Here is a 16453-nt window from a genome sequence, read left to right on the forward strand (position 1 = left end):
ACGCAAAACCCCATAATGTCTTTCGCTTTTAGGCCCGCTATAGCCAATACGGGCAGTGCCCAAAAAGGTTGAATTAGATTGGTCCACGCATCGCCCCATGCTACAGCCATAGCAACGCGTGATATATCGGCGCCCAGCTCTTGTGCTGCAGGGATAACAATAGGCGCTTGCACTGCCCATTGTCCGCCACCTGAGGGCACAAATATATTAACTAACCCCGCACTAATAAAACTGTAAAATGGCAAGCTATCGGCATCAGCAACAGCTATAAAACCACGTGATATTTGTTGTGCTAGGCCGCTATCGACCATAACAGCCATAATACCTGCATAAAACGGAAATTGAATAACAATACCCGCACCGCTAGGAATTGCTTGTTGTAGGCTATTTAGTAAATTGTGGGGGGTCTGATGCAGTGTAATGGCTAAAAACAAAAACATCGCAATAACACTATTAAGGTTTAGGCTACCACCTGCAATTACAAAGTAATACGCCAAATAACACAGGCCGAGTAAACCAATTGCGATGCCAAGCAGTTTACTGTGTTCTAAATGTTGAGCTGGGCGGGTTATGTTTTCATTATGTTTGGGGGATTCTTTTATAAGTGCGGGGTCTACATACACGCTGTTTTTATCACTGGGTAGCATGTAGCGGTTAACCAGCGGCATAATAATAAATAAGCCAATCAGAATCGCAATGTTAAAACCTGCGAACAAGGTTTGCTCGGTACTAATTATACCAATGCTACTTTGAGAAAAGTGCCCCTCGGTAGCAATGGTGAGTGGAATTGAGCCTGCTAAACCGCCATGCCATACTACAAAACCCGAGTAGGCACTGGCTACTAACAACCTGTAATCAACCTTTGTTTGCTTAGCAATCGCTTTGGCAAATAAAGCCCCAATCACTAAGCCAAACCCCCAATTAAGCCAGCTGGCTAATAGTGAAATAAGCGTGACTAAAATAATCGATTTTGGCGCAGTGTTGGCAAGCGTAGCTAGTTTTTCTAATAGTTTATTGATAGGCGGTGTACTTGCCAGCATATAGCCGGTGATAAGCACTAACAACATTTGCATGGCAAAGCTTAGTAGGTTCCAAAAACCACTCCCCCATGCGTGTAAAACCTCAATATGAGTTGCCGGGGTAAAAATACTGGCAGAGAGTAAAGTAATTAAGCTCAGCAATATGACAAATATAAAAGGGTCGGGTAAGTAGCGCTCTACTAACTTGGTAAATGGTGTGGCAATTTTATTTAGCATAGTGTGTCTGTGTGTTTTTTATTCTTAATATAATTAATCATGCTATTAGCCGATTAGCAAACCCGCATTTAGTCTTATATTTTAGAACCTGTGTATCTGATGACTTGAACAAACTTTAATCCTAAAAGGGTAACAGGCCTTACTTAAAAGCTTAAACGTTGCTTAAAAGCATGGCTTACAGTAACGTACTGTTTATAGATAATTTACTACCAAAGATTTTGTATTATGCCGGTAATATTTAAGAGGCTAGCGCTACTTGTTCGTGCTCATATCGATCAGCTGAGCTGGCAAGCTGTGGTGCTTGCAATACTTGCTCATATGTTAGTGACTTGGGGGCTACTGTTTATTGCAAACGAGCAAGCGCTTACCGCGTTTACGACCTTTTTTTACTACTACACAGTAACGACCTCAACAGTGGGTTACGGCGATTTTAGCCCAACCAGCGAGCTGGGGCGTTGGGTTGTAGCTTTAATACAAATTCCGTTTGGGTTAGCTTTATTTGGCGTTCTGTTAGGAAAAACAGGGCAAACAGTGACTTACTTAATTAGGCGCGCTATGACTGGTGATAAAAACTTTGCTCACAGTAACAACCACATTATTATTTTTGGTTGGCACGATACCCGCACAAAAAAGATGATTGATTATATTCTTGCTGATACCAAACGTACCGATCGCCGTATTTTATTAGCGGTGACTGAGCAAATGGATCATCCGTTTTTAACTAACGAAAACGTCGATTTTGCTCGCCTAACCAGTTTTACCGATTTAGAAGAGCTTAAGCGTGTAGCTATAAGCCGTGCCGACAAAATTATTATTGATGGCCAAGATGACGACCAAACATTTACAACGGCACTGCGTATTAGCCGTTTAGTTAAAGATGAGTGCCATATTAGTGCGCACTTTTTAGATGAAACCAAGGTCGATATGTTGCTTGAGCATTGTCAAAATGTGGAGTGTAGTAGCGCCAAATCAGCTGAGATATTAGTACGCTCAATGCAAGACCCTGGCTCGAGTCGAGTACAAGAAGAGCTATTATCTACATTGCACGGCGACACGCAGTTTAGCCTAGCTATTCCAAGTGAGTGCGAAGAAATGGAGTTTGGCACTTTGTTTCATCACTTTAAGCATGACTATAATGCTATTTTGTTAGGGGTAGCGCATAATTTAAGTGCACAAAATATGGATTTAAATCCGCCACTTGATTACAAGGTAAATGCGGGCGATATACTGCACTACATTGCCCTTGAGCGTGTACTGACAAGTGAAGTAGATTGGAAAAGCTTGGCAAAATAACCAAAGCCTAGGTTAAATAATGAATGAAGTAGTATTTTTAATAATTATTTTAAGCGCTTATATATTACCCGTAGTGATAGTGGTTAACAGTAAGCGCACCCAAGGCCACGAAAAAAACGGCTGGTTATTAGGTGTCATTATTTTTTCGTGGTTGGGGCTTTTTATGTATTTTACGATTGTGCCCAAGCATGGTCATAAAAAGAAAAAACGTAAGTAGCTTACTCTAGCTGCTTAAGCTTATGCTCAACCAGCGGGTCATCTGGCACTATTTGTTGGGCAACTTCTAATAATTGAATCGCATCATTAGGATGCTCGTCTTGGTGTTTAAGTGCCACGTCTATAAGTGGCTGAATATCTATTTTTGCTTGGTGCTCCTGCACGTGCTCTTCTTTTTCATCTGCTAAGATTTGATGAGCCGTGCTGAGTAGTGCTAAACGGTGCGGCGATTTTGCATTGGCTTTATTGAGGCTTTGATAATACTCCTCTTTTAAGCGCAAGGTTTTAGTTTGCAAACGAAACTGCGCTATATCAATTTGCTGGTGGCGTATAAAATCAACAGCCACTTGTTTGTAAAAACCAAACTTAGTGAGGTAGCTGGCATGAGTGCCGTGACCCATACCAAATACGCGCAAATGGGTAAGCTGTGGGTAACGCTTAGCATGTAAGCGGTCTATTTTATTGGTGGGATCATAAATTATATACCCCTTAGCATGGCCTAAATCAACATCGTTATATTCACTTTGCCAATCAAACTGCTGCGCAAGCTCAGTGCTGGAGCGGGTGTCCCACGGAACTGTTTTGGTGTTTTTGGTGCTAACAGGATGAAAAAATAAAACCTGGTCGAGCTTTAATAGTTTAGCAAATGCACCCACAGCAAAACCACCGCGGCTCAAGCCATAGCCCAAGCGGCGCTCAAATGGAGTGAGCAAGGTTGAGAGCTGTTCTAAAAAGAAAATTAAATCACGGCTTCTAAACCAATTACTTTTACCTAAATGTTGGAACGAAATAACATTTACATTTTGTTTTTGCGCTAAATGAAAACCCCAAGGGGCAAAGTCATCGGTTAGGTCGTGTTCTTGGACGTTGGTGCCTGCGGGGGAAAAAGTAAAAAGCAGGGGCTTATTTAAATCAACAAATTCGTATTTTACATATACATCGCCGAGTAAGTCGCCGCCACACAAGGGCAGTTTAGTTTGTTGTTCATCACGGCAAAGCGTTAACCATTCATCTAACCAATACAGTAGTTTCATTAATCCCCCAATTATAACTCGCGGGGGATCGTATCAAACACGGCCAAATGAGGTCAAACATAGCCAAGCTCTAGCCCGTTAATGATTAGCGACTATTACAGCTTGATATTTGCTTGTTGAGCTTAATTGCTCATGGCTATTATTTGCTCCCATTCGTTTTTTGTGACTGGCATTACCGAAAGGCGGCCTGCTTTTTTTAGAGCTAATTCGGTAATTGCCTCGTTAGCTTTTATGTCCTTTAAGCTCACGCGGTTTTTTAAATGGCTTTTATAGGTTACATCAACTACAAACCAGCGTGGCTTGTCGGGCGTGGCTTTCGCATCGTAATAGTCACTGTGTAAATCAAACTGGGTTGGGTCGGGGTAGGCTTCTTTAGTCACGGTTGCTATACCCACAACGCCCACTTGTTTGCAGCTAGAGTGGTAAATAAAAATAAGGTCACCCAGCTTTATATCGTCACGCATAAAGTTACGTGCCTGATAATTACGCACGCCTTCCCATAGGGTGGTTTGTTGTGGCGCATTTTTTAAATCATCAATCGAAAAAGCATCAGGCTCAGTTTTGAATAGCCAATAATTCATAGCGTTACTCATTTAGTTAGATTTACATAGCGGCATTGTATAGTATCATTAGCTTATCTGGGGATTGAGAGAACAGCAAATGAGCCAAGTATTAGATAATTTATTATCGTTATTGTCACTTGAAGAAATTGAACAAGGTTTATATCGTGGGCAAAGCCAAGATTTAGGGTTTAGAGCGGTATTTGGTGGTCAAGTAATGGGGCAGGCGCTATCTGCTGCAAAAGAAACCCTACCAAAAGGACGTGTTGTTCATTCATTACACTCTTACTTTTTACGCCCCGGCGACGCCGCAAAACCGATAGTTTACGACGTAGAAACCATCCGTGATGGTAAAAGCTTTAGCACCCGCCGAGTAAGCGCTATTCAATACGGTAAACCTATTTTTTATATGACCGCATCGTTTCAAGGGGAAGAAGAGGGTTTATCGCATCAGGCAACTATGCCAAATGTACCGCCCCCTGAAGAACTACGTTCATCACTTGAGTTTTATCAAGAAAATGCTCACCACATACCTGAGGCAATTCGTAATAAATTTATTCGCGAAATGCCCATTGAAATGCGTCCGGTTACGTTTCACAACCCGTTTAAGCCAGAGGTTATTGAGCCCGTAAAACACATTTGGATCAAAGCTAACGGCGATATGCCAGACGATCAACGTATTCATAATTATTTACTGGCGTACGCCTCTGACTTTGAATTTTTACCTACGGCATTACAGCCACATGGTGTATCGTTTATGCAGCCAAATATGCAAGTGGCAACGATTGACCATGCTATGTGGTTTCACCGCCCATTTAGAATGGACGATTGGATTTTATATACCATAGACAGCCCAAGCGCTAGCTCTGGTCGAGGCTTAGTGAGAGGCCAATTTTTTGACCGCCAAGGTAATTTAGTCGCATCAACTATACAAGAAGGGGTGATGCGCCAGCGCTAAGTAAATAACTCTATTTACTATTATTTAAAGTGCTTTGTGAGCGCTTAGATTAAACAGCTAAGCTTACAAAAAAGCCTCAACATGTTAAATGTTGAGGCTTTTTTAATGGTGTTTAATTAGAGCTTAAATTACAGCAACTCGCTAATTACATTGATCTTGCACTATGTCGCTAACCGATTGCCAAATACGAGCCGGTAGCAAGGTTTTTAAATACATGTAGATTTCGCATAGTTGCGTACTACCGTGAATACCATTCTCGCCTTCTGTAATTAGTAGCTCACCGCGTAAATTATCAATAAAGCTTACCAGCACTTTTTTATCAAAAAACTCCGGGGTTTTAATGCCGTGCAAGGTGCCTAAACGGTTTGCCAGTACTTGGCTTTCACGCTCAAGTTCGGCTTTTTCTATTCCGTTACTTGTTTGAATAAAGCCAACAACAATGGCATAACGTTGCAACGTAAAGCTAAGCGCTCTGCCTAGCATTTCAAGTTTAGCTAACGAATCGTTGGTGTGAGTGACACGAATTGTATCACCGTCAAGTTCAATTAAATTTTGGTCGCACAAGTTAGCCAAAATACGGCTGATGTAGTTTTCATCCAGCGGTTTTAAATACCATTCTTTTGCAAACAAAGGATAAAATGCCGAAACAAGTTTTTGGCATTGCTCAACCGTACTATTGTGTTGTTTAAACAAATGTAAAGCAATCAGGCTCGGTACCGCAAATAAATGCAAAATATTATTGCGATAATAGTTAAACAAGGTTTTTTCTTTGTCGTTAATAGCGATAATTTCACCAAATTCGTCGCTAATTACATCAAACTTATTAAGCTTTATTGCATGTGTTAATAGTTGCTCTGGTGTTTCATCAGGAGCTGTTACTTTTTCGCTATAGCTGGCATCGCGTTGCAAACGTAAGTAAAAATCTAGTTGCGCTAATAGCTTAGGTTTACTTAATGCATGCTTGTCGTTAACTAGCAAAATCATAGCGAGTAAGTTAACGGCATTAAGCGCAGCTGCGTTATTAATTTTTACCATTACTTGATCGGCAAGCGCTGCTACTTGAGGACCAAGCCATTGTGGCTTTTGCACATCGGTTGGGTGAACTGCATCCCGCCAGTCAGGCTGATTGTCGTTCAAGTATTGGTTTATAGAAATAGGGTCGCCAAAGTTTAAGTAACCACGGCCATAATTTTTAAGGTTTTTAATGGCTTTAAAAATACCAAGCACCGACTCACCTTTTTTATCTTTACCGGCAAGCTCTTTTAAGTAGGTATTAATTTCCATCACGTGCTCGTAACCAATGTATACCGGTACAATAGAGACTGGGCGGTCTATTCCTCTGAGCATCGCTTGCAGGGTCATGGCGAGCATGCCCGTTTTTGGTGGCAGCAATCGCCCTGTGCGGCTGCGCCCCCCTTCAGTGTAAAATTTAACTGAATAGCCTTTAATAAATAATTGGCTTAAATACTCTTTAAACACGGCTGAATAAAGTTTGTTACCGGCAAACGAGCGGCGGATAAAAAAGGCGCCAGAGCGACGAAAAATACCACCGGCAGGGAAAAAGTTTAAATTAATACCTGCGGCAATATGTGGCGGCACTAGACCTTGATGGTATATAGCATACGTAAGTAACAAGTAATCCATATGGCTGCGATGACACGGCATATAGATTATTTCATGACCTTTATTGGTTAGCTCATGGATTTGCTCTGAATATTTTACATCTATCCCGTTGTAAAGTTTTGTCCAAAGCCAAGTTAACACTCTGTCGCCAACGCGGATCATCGCCTCAGAGTAATTAGCGGCAATTTCATCGAGTAGTTTTAATGCATTTTGACGCGCTTCAGTTTGGCTTATTCCTTTTGATTTAGCTTCATCTTGAATTGCTTTTTTTATTGTGGGTGACGCTAAAAGTGAGTTAAATAGCTGCTCGCGTGACGGTATTTTAGGGCCTGTTGCAGCCAATTTTTGACGTTTAAAGTGCACACGTGCAACGCGTAATAGTTTTTGTGGAAGCTCATTTACATTCGCTTTTTCGTTCACAATAAGCGATAAATCGAGCGGCTGGCTAAAGCGTATAAAGTTATCGCGCCCAGAAAACAGTACAACAAAAAACTTTCTAAACCAGCTTGGCGTAAGGGAATGAGTAATTAAAGTACGTATGCCTGGCTTTTCTTTGCCTGGGTCACGCCCCCATAAAATAGTAACTGGCACTACCTGTACATTCTTTTGGCCGCTATTTAATAAGTGCTCAACGATTTGCTTACCTTGCGATAAAGCCGCGGTTGGTTTTGCGGTATCGCCGAACAACGGCGGTGGATTTTTGATACCTATAAAACGCTCAAGCTCTTGGCTCCCTAGTGTTTGATAGTCGCTAGGGTTAGGTAAGCCATGCTTTTTACATGCATTTGTGAGTGCGGCTAAATCAAAACGCGAATTTAAACGTACTATATAAAAAGTAGGGTGTTCAGGATTAAGACTGTATTGCTCTATTGGGCTTTGGGGGAGAACCTTACTTTTTACCAAAACACGACTTACGCAGCTGGTAAGGAAATTCAAACAATAATTTAATAAACGCATCGACTCACCATATTGAGAGTGTTAAAAGCAAAATTAGCGCATAGGATACCACATTATCCTGAAAATCTTGTATTTTGCTCAGCAGAGCAAATTATAAGCGTAAGACCGGCTTGCTGCTGAGCAGTTCAATTATAGTTATAAATAGTAATTAGGTTTATTTGGGCTACTTACAACATGCAATTAATTTGCAATTAGTTGTTGCATTTATCACCAATATCACTATAATACGCAGGCTTTCAAGATTCCTCTGGAACTTGAAGGGATAAATTAAGCTTGGATTTCAAGCTAATAAACAGGAGTTCCGATTTGGAACTCATCGTAGATATAAATTAACAACCGGCATCTTAATTATTAAGATTGTTTCGGTCGTTTTTTTATGCTCTTTAAATGCTCTTTATATCGAGGTTTAAGAATGTCAAATCAACGCATTCGTATTCGCCTAAAAGCTTTTGACCACCGTTTGATTGACCAATCAACGGCGGAAATCGTGGAAACTGCGAAACGCACAGGCGCACAAGTACGTGGTCCAATCCCACTACCTACACGCTTTGAACGTTTTACTGTACTAACTTCACCGCACGTAAACAAAGATGCGCGTGATCAGTACGAGATCCGCACCCATAAACGTCTGATCGACATCGTAGAACCAACTGACAAGACTGTTGACGCATTAATGCGTTTAGATCTTGCTGCTGGTGTTGATGTTCAAATCAGCCTGGGTTAATCGAAAGATTAGAGAGGTTATAGGAAAATGGCATTAGGTCTAGTCGGTCGTAAAGTGGGTATGACACGTATCTTCACTGAAGATGGTGTATCTATCCCTGTGACAGTTATCGAAGCGACTCCTAACCGTATTGCTCAGATCAAATCTGACGCAACAGACGGTTATAACGCGCTTCAAGTAACCGCAGGCACTAAAAAAGCAAGCCGTGTAAACAAAGCAGCAGCGGGTCATTTCGCTAAAGCTGGTGTTGAAGCGGGTCGCGGTCTGTGGGAATTCCGCCTAAATGGTGGTGAAGGCGATTTTGAAGTAGGCGCTGAGCTTACTGTTGAATTATTCAACGAAATCAATAAAGTTGACGTAACCGGTACTTCTAAAGGTAAAGGTTTCCAAGGTGGTGTTAAGCGCTGGAACTTCAGCATGCAAGACGCAACTCACGGTAACTCTCTATCTCACCGTGCTCCTGGTTCAATCGGTCAAAACCAATCACCTGGTAAGGTGTTTAAAGGTAAGAAAATGGCCGGTCACATGGGTGCTGAGCGTGTAACGACTCAAAACTTAGAACTAGTTCGCGTTGACGCTGAGCGTAACTTGCTTTTAGTTAAAGGTGCAGTACCTGGCGCTATCGGCGGTGACGTTATCGTTAAACCAGCTGTTAAAGCATAAGTCCTGGAGATTTAGTGATGGAATTAGCAATTAAAGACGCTTCTGGCGCTCTTGAAGTTTCTGAAGCTACTTTTGGACGTGAGTTTAACGAAGCATTAGTACACCAAGTAGTTGTTGCATACGCAGCAGGTGCTCGTCAAGGTACTCGTGCTCAGAAGACACGTTCTGAAGTAAGCGGTGGTGGTAAAAAACCATGGGCTCAAAAAGGTACTGGCCGTGCACGTGCTGGTACAATCCGTAGCCCAATTTGGCGTTCAGGTGGCGTTAGCTTCGCAGCTAAACCACAAGACCACAGCCAAAAAGTAAACCGTAAAATGTACCGCGGTGCGATCAAAAGCATCTTATCTGAATTAGTTCGTCAAGAGCGTTTAATCGTTGTTGAAAGCTTTGGTTTAGAAGCACCAAAAACTAAAGAACTAGTTTCTAAGCTTAAAGAACTTGAGCTTAAAGATGTTCTTATCGTGACTGAAGAAGTAGATGAAAATCTTTTCTTATCGGCACGTAACCTGTACAAGGTTGACACGCGTGATGTAGCTGGTATCGATCCTGTAAGCTTAATTGCTTTCGACAAGGTACTTATTACAGCTGCTGCTGTTAAGCAACTTGAGGAGGCGCTAGCATGATCCGTGAAGAACGTCTTTTAAAAGTGATCCTTGCTCCACACATCTCTGAAAAAAGCACAATTGCTGCTGAAGAAAACAACACGATTGTTTTCAAAGTAACAAATGACGCAACTAAAGCTGAAATTAAAGCAGCAGTTGAGAAGCTTTTTGAAGTAGAAGTAACGGGTGTTCGCACACTTAACGTTAAGGGTAAAACAAAACGTACAGGCATGCGTTTCGGTCGTCGTAGCGATTGGAAGAAAGCTTACGTTACTCTTAAAGAAGGTAGCGAGCTAGACTTTGTCGGCGGCGCCGAGTAATAAGGGGAGTTAGAATTATGGCACTTCAAAAGTGTAAACCAACTTCTGCGGGTCGTCGTCACCTAGTTAAAGTGGTTAACCCAGATTTACATAAGGGTAAACCTTACGCTCCACTTTTAGAGAAAAACTCTAAATCAGGTGGTCGTAATAACAACGGTCGTATTACGGTTCGTCACATTGGTGGTGGTCATAAGCATCATTACCGTGTAATCGATTTTAAACGTACTAAAGATGGTATTCCAGCTACAGTTGAGCGTTTAGAATATGATCCAAATCGTAGCGCAAACATCGCTCTAGTATTATATGCAGACGGTGAGCGTCGTTACATTATCGCACCAAAAGGCTTAAAAGCTGGGGATGCAATCCAGTCTGGTGTTGATGCACCAATCAAAGCTGGTAATGCATTACCAATGCGTAATATGCCTGTAGGTTCGACTGTTCACAACGTAGAATTAAAACCAGGTAAAGGTGCTCAAATTGCACGTTCTGCTGGTGCATACGTTCAAATCCTTGCGCGTGATGGTCAATACGTAACATTACGTCTTCGTTCTGGCGAAGTTCGTAAAGTACAAGCTGATTGTCGTGCAACACTAGGTGAAGTAGGCAATGCTGAGCATATGCTTCGTTCACTTGGTAAAGCAGGTGCAAATCGCTGGCGTGGTATCCGTCCGACAGTTCGTGGTGTTGCCATGAACCCGGTAGATCACCCACACGGTGGTGGTGAAGGTCGTACATCTGGTGGTCGTCATCCTGTGTCTCCATGGGGTAAGCCGACTAAAGGTGCTAAGACACGTAAGAACAAGCGTACTGATAAATTCATCGTACGTCGTCGTACTAAATAATAGTTGAGGAATAGCCATGCCACGTTCTCTCAAGAAGGGTCCATTTATAGACCTACACTTGCTGAAGAAGGTAGAGAAAGCGTTGGAAAGCGGTGACAAGAAGCCAATTAAAACTTGGAGCCGTCGTTCAATGATCATACCTAACATGATCGGATTGACCATCGCTGTCCATAATGGTCGTCAGCACGTTCCTGTGTTTATCACAGACGAAATGATCGGTCACAAACTAGGTGAATTTGCACCTACTCGCACTTACCGCGGTCACGCTGCGGATAAGAAAGCGAAGAAACGTTAAGAGGAGAATGATAAATGCAAGCATTAGCTAAACATAAATTCGCCTCTGGTTCGGCGCAAAAAGCACGTCTAGTTGCAGATCAGATCCGCGGATTACCTGTCGATCGCGCTCTAGAAATCCTGGCGTACAGCCCTAAAAAAGCGGCTGTATTAGTTAAAAAAGTACTTGAGTCTGCTATTGCTAACGCAGAGCATAACGAAGGTGCTGACATTGATGAGCTTCGTGTAGCTACGATTTTTGTGGACGATGGTCCTACAATGAAACGTATTATGCCACGTGCTAAAGGACGCGCAGATCGCATCCTTAAGCGTACAAGCCACATCACTGTTGTGGTTTCAGATAGCTAGGAGTATAAGTAATGGGACAAAAAGTTCATCCTACTGGTATTCGCCTAGGTATATCTAAACCTTGGGTTTCTACCTGGTACGCGAGTTCTAAAGATTTCTCTGATCAGCTTTTTGGCGATCACAAAGTACGTGCTTTCCTTACTAAGGAATTAAAAGCCGCTTCTGTGTCTAAAATCGTTATTGAGCGTCCAGCTAAATCTATCCGTGTAACAATTCATACGGCACGTCCGGGTGTTGTTATCGGTAAAAAAGGCGAAGACGTAGAAAAATTACGTCAAGCGGTAACTAAGATTGCTGGTGTACCTGCTCAGATCAATATTTCTGAAGTACGTAAGCCAGAATTAGATGCACAACTAGTTGCAGACGGCATTGCCTCTCAGCTAGAGCGTCGTGTTATGTTCCGTCGCGCTATGAAGCGTTCGGTACAAAATGCAATGCGCATCGGTTCTAAAGGGATCAAAGTTGAAGTTAGCGGTCGTCTTGGCGGCGCAGAAATCGCACGTTCAGAATGGTATCGTGAAGGTCGTGTACCTCTACATACTCTTCGTGCTGATATCGACTACGCAACTTCTGAAGCCTTAACCACTTATGGTATCATTGGTGTTAAAGTTTGGATCTTCAAAGGCGAAGTTATTGGTGGTTTACCACTAGTACAAGAGCAAGAGAAGCCAGCGAAACGCGCACCAAAGAAAGCCAAAAAAAGTGCTAAGTAGAGGTAGCGAGTAATGTTACAGCCAAAACGTACAAAATTCCGTAAAATGCACAAAGGCCGCAACCGCGGTTTAGCGCAAAACGGTAACAAAGTAAGCTTCGGTACTTTCGGTTTGAAAGCTACTGGTCGTGGCCGCATGACTGCTCGTCAAATCGAAGCAGCTCGTCGTGCTATGACGCGTCACGTGAAACGTCAAGGTAAAATCTGGATCCGTGTCTTCCCTGACAAGCCGATCACAGAAAAGCCTCTTGAAGTTCGTATGGGTAAAGGTAAAGGTTCTGTTGAATATTGGGTTGCTGAAATTCAGCCTGGTAAAGTACTTTACGAAATGGAAGGTGTTTCTGAAGAGCTTGCTCGTGAAGCATTTGACCTTGCAGCTCGTAAACTGCCATTCAAAACAACTTTCGTAACTCGGACGGTAATGTGATGAAAGCAAGCGAACTAAAAGACAAAAGCGTAGAAGAGCTTAATGCTGAACTTCTAGGACTTCTTCGTGAGCAGTTCAACCTGCGCATGCAAGCAAGCACTGGTCAGTTAGCTCAGACACACACGCTAAGAACAGTACGTCGCGATATCGCGCGTGTAAAAACAATTATTAACCAGAAGGCAGGTCAATAATGAGCGATAAAATTCGTACTCTTCAAGGCCGTGTAGTAAGCGACAAGATGGAAAAATCTTTCACTATCGCTATCGCACGTTACGTGAAGCACCCAATCTATGGGAAATTCATCAAACGTACTACTAAGCTACACGTACATGACGAAAACAACACAGCAAAAGCGGGTGACGTAGTTACTATCCGTGAATGCGCGCCAATTTCTAAGAGTAAATCTTGGACTTTAGTAGACGTTGTTTCTAGTCCAAAACAAGCTTAATTTTTAAATTAAGTGAGTTTTGTAAAAAGCCCTGGCATTAGCCGGGGCTTTTTGTTTATAAAGAAGCTATAAGCGGTAAGTTTTTAGATGTAAGCTGCTCAAAGTGAATATGAGCATCGCAGTTTGGTTTGCGCCTTGGTCATTTCCTGAATAAAAGAGCCATTAATACGCAATAACCCAAATACCAACCTGCATTAATAGTTAGCTGAATTCAAGGGTGAGCAGCTACTGCTGATGTTAAGATAGCTTATAACGCACTATCGGGGTTTTAAATTAATAAACCTATGCCTTTGCGAGAGCATAGCTGTAACAATAGATATGAATATGCATACGGCAGAGCCTACTACTAAGAAGCGGTTCTCGATTCGACTTACTTGCCTTTCGCCTACAATTTGGTAGGTTACATCCCCTTCAATAAAGCGTTCGCCTTGATATTGCTGAGTAACATTAAATGCTAAAAAATCACCTAGCTTTGCTTGATAGGTAAAGTAAGTTTGTGGATAAAAAATTTCATATGTTGCACATAACCATGCTACCAACCCACACATAAATAAAGTCAGGCTAATAATTAAAGTAATGTTTAAGGGCTTATGTGCAGCTGAGTTTATAGGTAGGCATTTATCAAAACAGGCTTCGCCATAGCAAAGTTTAAGCTTTTCAATTACCTCAGTTGAGGGGATAAACTGTCCATTTTCAAGCTTTGAAAGGTACGACTGCTGAATTCCAATTTCACGCGCTGCATAAGCTTGAGTCCACTTTTTATTTGCTCTAAGGCGCTTTAATTCCATTCCTAACGCTTGCATACCCTCTGCTCTTATTTGATTAGTTAAGCGCTTTATTATCGCTAAAATTTGTATTTATAAATAGCCTTAAAGCGCATATTCATGCTTATTAATATAAAGAATATTATGAATATTAATAGCTTATATTTAATTTAACAAAATATAAGGTATGCTCAATTCGATTTTAATAAGGAGATGTAATATGTCGAATAAATTTACTAGCGCTATTTTAGTGCTTATCAGTTTACTGTTGTTTATTAAGCCCAGTCACGCAGAACCTGTTTTTGCAATTAAAGCAAGTATCTATAAATTTCAGAATGAGATTAACGTAGATAGTAAAATAGAACAGGCTTTAAAAAACTTAAGCCCCACGCATCAGCCTCAGCTACTCACGCTATTAAATAAAAGTGCAATGATAGAAATTGGTGATGATACTCAAATGACGGCGCTTGAAGTAAAGCCAAACGCAGAAGGGACGCACTTTAACGCTAGCTTGAAGTTAAAAGAGCAGGTTGATGGCAAGTGGGAGTCTATTTCTTCCTTTATGCCACAAATCCCAAATGGGCAAACAGTGTATTTAAGTCGCACTTTTACAGATAGCGTATGGGTGATTAAGTTAACGGGGAAACGCTATGAGTCTATTGCGCTTGGTCAGGCGAGTCTTTAATAGCCTCAGCATGAGCTGAGGCTATATTTTTTACCAAATCATTTCTACAAATTCAGGGTGATCGATATACGGGTTACGATTACCTTGAAACTCAAAAGCTGCTTGGTTACGGTCGAGCTCCATTTGGCTAACAGGGTCGGCGTTATGCCAATTAAGTAGCATAGCTACAACCCAGTTTTCGAATACCTGATTGCTCGAACCATTCAGTACTGCATTACTGGCAGTTGTGTTATTTTGCCAAGCGCCAATCACATTTTGGTAGCGGGTTGCCATGTAAAAGTAAGCACGGGCAAAGTCACCTTTAAACTCATCAATGGGCTCAAACACCGTACCTGAGTAATTAATAGAGCTAGCCGCACTACCTAACTTACTGCCGTTTGTTGATGTGAAGGTTGCGCTTGCTACTTCTCCAAATGGGAAGTTACTGCGTTTTGAATTTACATAACCGTCAGTTGCATAAATGTGGTGCACGTCTGAATTCATCGGTTCAACAGTGCCACCAAACCAGCTTTTAGGGAATGAATGCTCACGGTTATAGCAATCGGCTTCACTGTTATACGTACCACACTGATCGCTCACCGCGGTGTAAGTATAACTGTCGTTGCCGTTTGGCTTTTCGCTGTACATATCTAAAATACTATTATCGTTTTCAAAGTACTTATCACGGGCTGAGGAGTCGTAAAAGTTCCAAATAGCCGAATACCCTTGCGAGCTGTGATTTTTAATAATGTTATAAAGCTCAGTTTTTAATGCATAACCAGATAAACCCTGAGTTGTTACGTAGTAACCTGTTGGTGTTGGCTTAGTACCACCGCCAGTATCACCGCCAGAACCATCGCCTAATTCAAAAGTTGTACTCTCTGTGTTATTAAAACTTGCGCCACTGGCAAGTGTGGTGCTGCCTTGAGTGAGCGCATAATTACCATTACCTACGTTACAGCACATACCGTCGCCATAGCTGTCACTTATAACTAGGGTGTATGCGCCATCAGTTAAACATAGTTGCTCATTATATTGAGTGTTAGAGGCATAACCACTACCACTGGCTACGCTGCTACCTTGGCTGTTATTAACTACCCAGCTGGTTTCGCTGCCGTAGTTATCGGTATTAAGTGTTAAAGTAAGGCTATAATCGTTACAGCTGCCTGAAGCGCCGCCGTCTGTATTGGGTAAAAAGTTATCTACGTGAACGATTTCATTGCCATCAAAGCCGCTCATATCGTAAAAACGTAAACCTACATTAATTGTTTTATTACTGCTTGGCGTATAGCTATGGCTAATTGTTTGCCATTGATTTGTTAGTGTTTGATTTGAGTAGCCTTGATAGCCATCTACATACAGGCGGGCTCTTATATTTCCTTCAGTGTGATATACATCCACTGAAAAATCATATGTTTTGCCAGCCTCTACACTCACTTGTTGTAGTAAATCAGTATTGCTTTGCGAGCCTGTTGTTACATTAACAGCTGCTGCGCTACTTCCTACTTTAACAGTGTTGGTTGAACGCGCTACGCTAATGCCGCTATCAATTGTTGTCCACGCGCTAGGGGTATTCCCTGTCCACTGCTCAAAGCCACCATTAGTAACACTGGCCATTGCAGGAGCAGCGGCAATCAGTAATGCTGTGCTAAGTAACTTATTTTTGTATGTCCCGTGTGACATGATTGTTCCTATTTTTATAGTTGAGTAAATAACATACACTATCTGTATAAAGTTACAAATTTGTT

21 protein-coding genes are annotated in these 16453 nt (G+C 41.8%); 15 read left to right on the forward strand and 6 right to left on the reverse strand.

Annotation, left to right across the window (positions count from 1 at the left end; genetic code table 11):
- Positions 1 to 1256, reverse strand: a 1256-nt coding sequence (locus AABI99_RS01440) for a TIGR00366 family protein (protein ID WP_338362816.1), incomplete at its 3' end; no start/stop codon positions are given.
- A 225-nt stretch (positions 1257 to 1481) separates the two neighbouring features.
- On the opposite strand from AABI99_RS01440, the gene AABI99_RS01445 reads away from it, so the two are divergent.
- The gene (locus AABI99_RS01445; protein ID WP_338362817.1) at positions 1482 to 2549 is read left to right on the forward strand and encodes a potassium channel family protein; all 1068 of its coding nucleotides are present in this window, start codon (positions 1482 to 1484) and stop codon (positions 2547 to 2549) included.
- A 19-nt stretch (positions 2550 to 2568) separates the two neighbouring features.
- Positions 2569 to 2766, forward strand: coding sequence for a hypothetical protein (locus AABI99_RS01450; protein ID WP_286245813.1), 198 nt, complete (start codon positions 2569 to 2571; stop codon positions 2764 to 2766).
- 1 nt (position 2767) lies between these two features.
- On the opposite strand, the gene AABI99_RS01455 is transcribed toward AABI99_RS01450, so the two are convergent.
- Both AABI99_RS01455 and AABI99_RS01460 read right to left on the reverse strand, forming a co-directional pair.
- On the reverse strand, positions 2768 to 3799 hold the full coding sequence (locus tag AABI99_RS01455; RefSeq protein WP_338362819.1) for a cytosolic protein: 1032 nt from the start codon (positions 3797 to 3799) through the stop codon (positions 2768 to 2770).
- Positions 3800 to 3921: 122 nt separating this feature from the next.
- Positions 3922 to 4380 (reverse strand): EVE domain-containing protein, encoded by a 459-nt coding sequence (locus AABI99_RS01460; protein WP_338362820.1) that lies wholly within the window; start codon positions 4378 to 4380, stop codon positions 3922 to 3924.
- Positions 4381 to 4459: 79 nt separating this feature from the next.
- Here AABI99_RS01460 and tesB point away from each other — a divergent pair, with 79 nt between their 5' ends.
- Positions 4460 to 5317 carry an acyl-CoA thioesterase II gene (tesB, locus tag AABI99_RS01465; RefSeq protein WP_338362821.1) on the forward strand — a complete coding sequence of 286 codons (858 nt, stop codon included), beginning with the start codon at positions 4460 to 4462 and terminating at the stop codon, positions 5315 to 5317.
- Between the two features lie 141 nt (positions 5318 to 5458).
- Here tesB and plsB read toward each other — a convergent pair whose 3' ends face one another.
- On the reverse strand, positions 5459 to 7897 hold the full coding sequence (gene plsB, locus AABI99_RS01470) for a glycerol-3-phosphate 1-O-acyltransferase PlsB (RefSeq protein WP_338362822.1): 2439 nt from the start codon (positions 7895 to 7897) through the stop codon (positions 5459 to 5461).
- 412 nt (positions 7898 to 8309) lie between these two features.
- Between plsB and rpsJ the strand changes: the two genes are divergently transcribed.
- The 11 genes from rpsJ to rpsQ are packed head-to-tail and all read left to right on the forward strand — an operon-like array spanning position 8310 to position 13277.
- The gene (rpsJ, locus tag AABI99_RS01475) at positions 8310 to 8621 is read left to right on the forward strand and encodes a 30S ribosomal protein S10 (RefSeq protein WP_002957900.1); all 312 of its coding nucleotides are present in this window, start codon (positions 8310 to 8312) and stop codon (positions 8619 to 8621) included.
- Between the two features lie 27 nt (positions 8622 to 8648).
- Positions 8649 to 9284 (forward strand): 50S ribosomal protein L3, encoded by a 636-nt coding sequence (gene rplC, locus AABI99_RS01480; RefSeq protein ID WP_004588685.1) that lies wholly within the window; start codon positions 8649 to 8651, stop codon positions 9282 to 9284.
- Between the two features lie 17 nt (positions 9285 to 9301).
- Entirely contained in the window at positions 9302 to 9907 is a 606-nt protein-coding gene (rplD, locus tag AABI99_RS01485; protein ID WP_004588686.1) for a 50S ribosomal protein L4, read from the forward strand.
- Positions 9904 to 10206: a 50S ribosomal protein L23 gene (gene rplW / locus AABI99_RS01490; protein WP_004588687.1), complete on the forward strand. Its 303-nt coding sequence runs from the start codon at positions 9904 to 9906 to the stop codon at positions 10204 to 10206. Before rplD ends, rplW begins: the two co-directional genes overlap by 4 nt.
- A gap of 17 nt (positions 10207 to 10223) precedes the next feature.
- Complete coding sequence (gene rplB / locus AABI99_RS01495; RefSeq protein ID WP_338362843.1) at positions 10224 to 11048, forward strand: 50S ribosomal protein L2; 825 nt, start codon at positions 10224 to 10226, stop codon at positions 11046 to 11048.
- Between the two features lie 16 nt (positions 11049 to 11064).
- Entirely contained in the window at positions 11065 to 11343 is a 279-nt protein-coding gene (gene rpsS / locus AABI99_RS01500) for a 30S ribosomal protein S19 (RefSeq protein WP_010376377.1), read from the forward strand.
- A 14-nt stretch (positions 11344 to 11357) separates the two neighbouring features.
- Positions 11358 to 11690 carry a 50S ribosomal protein L22 gene (gene rplV, locus AABI99_RS01505; protein WP_055016519.1) on the forward strand — a complete coding sequence of 111 codons (333 nt, stop codon included), beginning with the start codon at positions 11358 to 11360 and terminating at the stop codon, positions 11688 to 11690.
- 11 nt (positions 11691 to 11701) lie between these two features.
- A complete protein-coding gene (gene rpsC / locus AABI99_RS01510; protein ID WP_338362861.1) occupies positions 11702 to 12403 on the forward strand; it encodes a 30S ribosomal protein S3 in 702 nt (233 codons plus the stop codon).
- 12 nt (positions 12404 to 12415) lie between these two features.
- The gene (rplP, locus tag AABI99_RS01515; RefSeq protein WP_002957890.1) at positions 12416 to 12829 is read left to right on the forward strand and encodes a 50S ribosomal protein L16; all 414 of its coding nucleotides are present in this window, start codon (positions 12416 to 12418) and stop codon (positions 12827 to 12829) included.
- Positions 12829 to 13020 carry a 50S ribosomal protein L29 gene (rpmC, locus tag AABI99_RS01520; protein ID WP_004588692.1) on the forward strand — a complete coding sequence of 64 codons (192 nt, stop codon included), beginning with the start codon at positions 12829 to 12831 and terminating at the stop codon, positions 13018 to 13020. The genes rplP and rpmC overlap by 1 nt, the downstream gene beginning before the upstream one ends.
- Positions 13020 to 13277 (forward strand): 30S ribosomal protein S17, encoded by a 258-nt coding sequence (gene rpsQ / locus AABI99_RS01525; RefSeq protein WP_338362865.1) that lies wholly within the window; start codon positions 13020 to 13022, stop codon positions 13275 to 13277. The genes rpmC and rpsQ overlap by 1 nt, the downstream gene beginning before the upstream one ends.
- Before the next feature lie 257 nt (positions 13278 to 13534).
- Here the strand turns inward: rpsQ and AABI99_RS01530 are convergent, their stop codons facing one another.
- Positions 13535 to 14080, reverse strand: a complete 546-nt coding sequence (locus AABI99_RS01530; RefSeq protein ID WP_338362867.1) for a helix-turn-helix transcriptional regulator — start codon at positions 14078 to 14080, stop codon at positions 13535 to 13537.
- 181 nt (positions 14081 to 14261) lie between these two features.
- Here AABI99_RS01530 and AABI99_RS01535 point away from each other — a divergent pair, with 181 nt between their 5' ends.
- Positions 14262 to 14726 (forward strand): hypothetical protein, encoded by a 465-nt coding sequence (locus tag AABI99_RS01535; RefSeq protein WP_338362869.1) that lies wholly within the window; start codon positions 14262 to 14264, stop codon positions 14724 to 14726.
- A gap of 30 nt (positions 14727 to 14756) precedes the next feature.
- Here the strand turns inward: AABI99_RS01535 and AABI99_RS01540 are convergent, their stop codons facing one another.
- Complete coding sequence (locus tag AABI99_RS01540) at positions 14757 to 16388, reverse strand: endonuclease (protein ID WP_338362871.1); 1632 nt, start codon at positions 16386 to 16388, stop codon at positions 14757 to 14759.
- Positions 16389 to 16453: the final 65 nt, after the last annotated feature.

This window comes from uncultured Pseudoalteromonas sp. (assembly GCF_963922945.1).
GTDB lineage: Bacteria > Pseudomonadota > Gammaproteobacteria > Enterobacterales > Alteromonadaceae > Pseudoalteromonas.

Bases quoted from the DNA above. Each gene is read 5' to 3' on its own strand.
- AABI99_RS01455 (WP_338362819.1), bottom strand. From the start codon at position 3,799: ATGAAACTACTGTATTGGTTAGATGAATGGTTAACGCTTTGCCGTGAT.
- plsB (WP_338362822.1), bottom strand. From the start codon at position 7,897: ATGCGTTTATTAAATTATTGTTTGAATTTCCTTACCAGCTGCGTAAGT.
- rplP (WP_002957890.1), top strand. From the start codon at position 12,416: ATGTTACAGCCAAAACGTACAAAATTCCGTAAAATGCACAAAGGCCGC.
- rplB (WP_338362843.1), top strand. From the start codon at position 10,224: ATGGCACTTCAAAAGTGTAAACCAACTTCTGCGGGTCGTCGTCACCTA.
- AABI99_RS01530 (WP_338362867.1), bottom strand. From the start codon at position 14,080: ATGCAAGCGTTAGGAATGGAATTAAAGCGCCTTAGAGCAAATAAAAAG.
- rplD (WP_004588686.1), top strand. From the start codon at position 9,302: ATGGAATTAGCAATTAAAGACGCTTCTGGCGCTCTTGAAGTTTCTGAA.
- rplV (WP_055016519.1), top strand. From the start codon at position 11,358: ATGCAAGCATTAGCTAAACATAAATTCGCCTCTGGTTCGGCGCAAAAA.
- rpsC (WP_338362861.1), top strand. From the start codon at position 11,702: ATGGGACAAAAAGTTCATCCTACTGGTATTCGCCTAGGTATATCTAAA.
- rplW (WP_004588687.1), top strand. From the start codon at position 9,904: ATGATCCGTGAAGAACGTCTTTTAAAAGTGATCCTTGCTCCACACATC.
- rpmC (WP_004588692.1), top strand. From the start codon at position 12,829: ATGAAAGCAAGCGAACTAAAAGACAAAAGCGTAGAAGAGCTTAATGCT.
- AABI99_RS01535 (WP_338362869.1), top strand. From the start codon at position 14,262: ATGTCGAATAAATTTACTAGCGCTATTTTAGTGCTTATCAGTTTACTG.
- rpsS (WP_010376377.1), top strand. From the start codon at position 11,065: ATGCCACGTTCTCTCAAGAAGGGTCCATTTATAGACCTACACTTGCTG.
- AABI99_RS01460 (WP_338362820.1), bottom strand. From the start codon at position 4,380: ATGAATTATTGGCTATTCAAAACTGAGCCTGATGCTTTTTCGATTGAT.
- AABI99_RS01445 (WP_338362817.1), top strand. From the start codon at position 1,482: ATGCCGGTAATATTTAAGAGGCTAGCGCTACTTGTTCGTGCTCATATC.
- tesB (WP_338362821.1), top strand. From the start codon at position 4,460: ATGAGCCAAGTATTAGATAATTTATTATCGTTATTGTCACTTGAAGAA.
- rpsJ (WP_002957900.1), top strand. From the start codon at position 8,310: ATGTCAAATCAACGCATTCGTATTCGCCTAAAAGCTTTTGACCACCGT.
- AABI99_RS01450 (WP_286245813.1), top strand. From the start codon at position 2,569: ATGAATGAAGTAGTATTTTTAATAATTATTTTAAGCGCTTATATATTA.
- AABI99_RS01540 (WP_338362871.1), bottom strand. From the start codon at position 16,388: ATGTCACACGGGACATACAAAAATAAGTTACTTAGCACAGCATTACTG.
- rplC (WP_004588685.1), top strand. From the start codon at position 8,649: ATGGCATTAGGTCTAGTCGGTCGTAAAGTGGGTATGACACGTATCTTC.
- rpsQ (WP_338362865.1), top strand. From the start codon at position 13,020: ATGAGCGATAAAATTCGTACTCTTCAAGGCCGTGTAGTAAGCGACAAG.